Origin of the sequence: Streptococcus sp. 27098_8_76 (assembly GCF_041432315.1) — a bacterium.
In the GTDB taxonomy this organism is placed as follows: Bacteria; Bacillota; Bacilli; order Lactobacillales; family Streptococcaceae; genus Streptococcus.
This window is the reverse complement of the sequence record NZ_JAPVZI010000023.1, coordinates 1-5,205: the sequence shown is the minus strand read 5'-3', so window position 1 is coordinate 5,205 and position 5,205 is coordinate 1. Positions and strand designations below refer to the sequence as shown.

The following is a 5,205-nucleotide window of genomic DNA, read 5'->3' as shown; positions in this document are numbered from 1 at the left end:
TTTTGGAACTTATTGAATTACTTGCATTTAAAGTGTATAATATATTTTGGTATTTTATTGCCAAATACACATAAAAACGATTAGGAAGGAATCTAAAAATATGTTTTTTAGACGCCAAAACGGTGAATATAGAGAGACGGATCGTGTGACCCGTTTCAAATTGATCAAGTCAGGTAAGCATTGGCTGCGTGCCTCAACTTCTCAATTTGGACTCTTTAAAGTTTTACGCGGCGGTGTAGATGCTGCTCAAGTCGTGACAGAGGTTGTGGAAGAACACAACTCAAGTACGTTGACAGGCTTGGATATCCTGAGAGGGATAGCGGCAGCTGGAACGGTGCTTGGGGGAGCGATGGCTACTCAAGGACATGTATATGCAAATGAGAATGTAACGGTTGAAAAAGAAGTAGGAGGAGAAAAACCTCTTGCCTTGAAAGATTCAGCGGTTTTAGGGACAGTAAAAGACAAGGCAGAAGAAGGAGCAGCAAGTGCTACTCAGTCAACCACTGCTAGTCAGCCAGAGTCAGGCTCTACGACTCAGTCTCAAAGTCTATCAGAAAACGATAGTCAATCTCAAAGCCTATCAGAAAGCGCAAGTAAATCTCTTAGTGAGTCAGCTTCTCTCAGCGAATCAGTTTCTCTAAGTGAATCAGCTAGTCAATCAGTAGCAAGTTCAGAATCAAGCAAACCTGCAACTGCAGAGTCTGTGACAACTGCTTCTTCAGAGACAGTTGCAGATCGTGCAGCTTCTACTCGTAAAGAAGAACCGGCTGCAACTACAGCTCTTACTGATGCTATCAATCGTAACTTGACTACGATTGCTCACATTGGTCAAAGCTTGGACACTCCTACTTCTGTAGCAAATAGCTTGACGACAGCGACAACAGATGCGGCTGTTGCAGCATCTGCAGATGCAACAGCAACGAAAAAAGCTGAAGAAGACCGTAAACGTCTTTCTAAAATTTCAGCCTCTATGGGTGAATACCTAGCTAAGTCTGTTGGTTTGCCAAATACAGATGCAGCTGTTGCTAAGGTCAATGATGCCGTAACAGCTATCGAAGAAGCGCTGAAAAATCCAACTGCTGACCTAACAGCAGTTATCAAGCAAGCCAAGGCTGCAGAAGCATCTATCGCTAATGTTGTCCTCCGCGCAAGCAATGGTAAACGCAGTGCTGTAAATGGTACGCTAATGGAGCGAGGGGTAAGTTTCAGAGAGGCTCCAGGAGGTGCAACTGAAAACGATCCTAACAGTGCAAGATATGGTTTCTCCACAGCTACAGTTGGATATGTAGTAACGAACACTGATGCGACTGCCCACAACTCTCAGGCAAGAGGTATCTATAAAGAAGGAACCTTCCTGTATGCGACTCAGGGACGACAGGCAAATGATAGACCGCCAGGGAGAGCCAATGTTGCCACTCGTGTTCAAGTTGCAGATATTAAAAGCCAAGTCTATATGAAGGCTACTCGTTCGGGACAAACAACTCAGTGGGAAGTTGTCTTCAACGAAGGTGGAGAACCGCACGATAACCCATACTTCTACTTTACCGTACCAAAAGGCCACACTATTACGGAGATGAAGTTCTATCAAAAAGATAATCAAAGTGGAGCATGGAATCTTTTGGGTAGCGGAAATGGTGATACGGCCTTCCGTACTAACAGCAAGCAAGGCGATATGCGTTGGGCTGTCGGGAATGCAGACAACAACAGTGGCTCTTTCTACTATAACGATGCCAGTGGTGTTGGACCAAACGGTGTCGGAAAAGGAAGTTTGACATCTTTGGATGACTTTGCTCATAGAGACGCATCTGTATTTTATCAGACAGATAAAATTACTGACAAAGTGAAAAAAGCAGGTGACTTTGCTTTCCAAACAATTAACAACGCAACCGCAAACATCTATGCCTTTCACCCTAAAGGTTCTGCCCGTCTAGAAGGATACCGCATCACTTATACAACGACAAGTGCGGAAAATACGAAAGACTACTATATGGCTGGTTTCCGTTCTTTGGAAAACTCACGTCATAGAAACTACATGCAGATGAACGGTTCTCAGGAACGTTACTACTTGCAATTGAAGAACGGTGTGCCAAATACCTTCCTAAAATGGGGGCGATTGAACGACTTTACCAGACCTAGTGGTCTTAATGCGATAGCAGAGATTTATGACCGAGTAGATGGAAGAAAAACGGAACTTTCTAACGCAGCAGTCACCTATGCTATGGATGGACGTAATGACAGTAGTTTTGCTATCCAGTATACCGCGAATCTACGTTCTGGTATGAAACTTTCAAAGGGAAGCTACAATTTAAAAGCGAATGTTCAAGGTGCTGGGGTCTACGACCTTCCTTTCCATATTGTAACCCAGGCGGATGTCTATGAACCTGTCATTAATGAAGGACGTACTACAAATCAAATTGCCAAGGGAACTACTATTCCTGACGCAGCAACAGTAATCCGTGGCTTTGAAAAAGTAATGTCAAGTGCTGACAAATTTGCCTTGCCAGCTGACATGGACGAGTACAAGCAACAAGTAAACCAAAATGGTAGTGGTGCAGAGGTTCTGCCAAATACGACCCTTGTTGCTTCTGGACAAACCAATAGTCTTGCAAATTTACGCGTCTCTTCTGTAAACTGGGTAGGAACTTCTAGAGAGTTTGGTTCAGGTGATCATGAAGAAATGGCTGTTAAAGCGACTTATAATGGGAAAACAGTCTACCTAGCCTTGCCTGCAACAATGGACAAGAGCAAGTTGGGCTCAACCCTGACAGAAGCTGAAAAACAAGAAGTCTTGAACAGTCATGGTTTGACCGGTGCAACCATTACAAGTGGTAAAGTTGGATTGACAAAAGAAGTCCAAGTTGTCTATAAAGATAATGAAGGAAAAGACTCTATCGATACGAGAGATGTCTTCTTCGAGGATGTCGCAAAAGAAAATCCACCTGCAGCTCCTCAAATTAGCACACCAAACGATGGTAGTGTTACAATCACTCCGCAGGCAAATACGGACCGACTTAAGGTTGCTTACACACCTACAAATAGTACTACTGCTACTAATATCAGCGTAAACAAAGTTGGAAATCAGTGGCAAACCACAGATACACTTCCATCAGGAGTAACGCTTAATTCAAGTACTGGTGTGGTTTCTATCACGGAACCAACAGTTAAAGACCTTAGCCCAGTTACAGCAACAGGCTATAACTTTAACTCTAACGGAGCGACATCTAATGGAACAGCCCAATCACCGGATGCAGTAGCACCAACGATTACTAGCATGACTGCTAACAGTGGTGCGACAATCGTTGATAATGAACATAAGATTATCGTTTACCGCGAAGAAGCCTTTAATGTAGATGTTAACTTGACAGATAACAGCGGTCAGTTGAATAAAGCCAAAGTAGATGATAGAAATACAACTACCTTTGATCTTGCAACTTCTTTTGCAGTGAGAGACCAAGCGCGAATCAGTGATACTGCAAAAGGAACCAACATTGCCTTTACAGATAAAAGCAATAACTTGGGACAAGCAGGAAATGCGACAGCTAGCAATCCATATAAGATTAATATTGCAGGTCAAGTTGGAAAAGGACAAGCTATCCCTGAGACTGCGAATGCTTCAGTAGGATGGACTCGTTATATCACTGGATATGATGCAGCTAACTTGAATAATAATAATGGAGCTACCAATGCCACAAACAATGCTTATGTCCGTATTGAAGTTCGTAAACAGAATGATAAATACACACCAACAGCAGTAACAGGATCTAAAATCGATGTAGCGACAAATGGTACAATCAGTGGCTATAACTCACCAGAGACTTATATTGCGAACAGATCTGATTTACCAACTACAGGCACAACAGCAGGAACAGCAACGACTTACGCATGGAAATCCGGAGAAACTCCAACTGTTAACAATAATCAAGTAACACGTACAGCAGTAGTTACTTATCCAGATGGCTCAACAGATGAAGTACCTGTAACCTTCACGGTTCGCGAAACAGTTAAACCTGTTGCTAAGACAACTGTACAAGTAAAAAATAATACAACTGGTCAATGGGAAGAAGTTCCAATCACGAGCAATGATGGTACTTTCAATATATACACTTTCTATGCAGGTGATCAATTGCGCTTTATTACTAAATTTAGTGATAACAGTGGAATGATTAGCGAAACTGCAGTGAAAATAGGTGACAGCAATGGTAACAGTACTATTCCCAATAGGAATATACTTCATGATCCTTGGGGAACTGCAACTCTAACCAATCTCGATACTACTCCTAAAGCAGCTACAGAGACTAATCCGTACACCGTTGACACTGGTGAGAATCAAGGTCAAATTAACTCAGATTTGCCATATAATTCTGGCAATAGAGTGAAACGTTCGATTGTAGTTAAAGATCCTTCTAACAATTGGTCTCAAGGAAACAATTTTATACTTCAGCAGGGTCAGTTGAAAGATAAAATTCCAGCTGTTACACCTCCGACAGTGCAAGTAACCAATGCAACTACCTTGACTGAAGACGATAAGAGAGCTGTTATTGCTGCGGTGAAAGCTTCAAACCCTGAAGTTGCAAATCGTATTAAATCGGGAGATGCTGGATATAGCATGCGTCCAGATGGAACAGTAAGAATTACTTATAGAGATAATACGTATACTGATGTGACACCAACTGTATCAGACTCGATTTACAAATCAACGTCTGCAAGTACTTCAACTAGCCTATCAGCTTCTCTTGCTTACTCACAATCGGCCTCAACCAGCAAGTCAGTAAGTGAATCAGCAGCTAAGAAAGCCTCAGAGTCAGCCTCAGCAAGCAACTCAGTGAGCTTGTCAGCATCTAAGCTTTCGTCACAATCGGCTTCAACCAGCAAGTCAGTAAGTGAGTCAGCATCTAAGGTTGCTTCACAATCGGCTTCAACCAGCAAGTCAGTAAGTGAGTCAGCATCTAAGGTTGCTTCACAATCGGCTTCAACCAGCAAGTCAGCAAGTGAGTCTGCATCTAAGGTTGCTTCACAATCGGCCTCAACCAGCAAGTCAGCAAGTGAGTCTGCATCTAAGAAAGCCTCAGAGTCAGCCTCAGCAAGCAACTCAGTGAGCTTGTCAGCATCTAAAGTTGCGTCACAATCGGCCTCAACAAGCAAGTCAGCAAGTGAGTCTGCATCTAAGAAAGCCTCAGAGTCAGCTTCAACAAGCACCTCAGCAAG

General features: G+C 42.9%; 1 protein-coding gene. It reads left to right on the top strand.

The window, feature by feature from the left end:
- Window positions 1-100 precede the first annotated feature (100 nt).
- Window positions 101-5,205 (top strand): accessory Sec-dependent serine-rich glycoprotein adhesin (locus O3636_RS10515; RefSeq protein ID WP_371643083.1); only part of this gene is annotated, 5,105 nt, incomplete at its 3' end.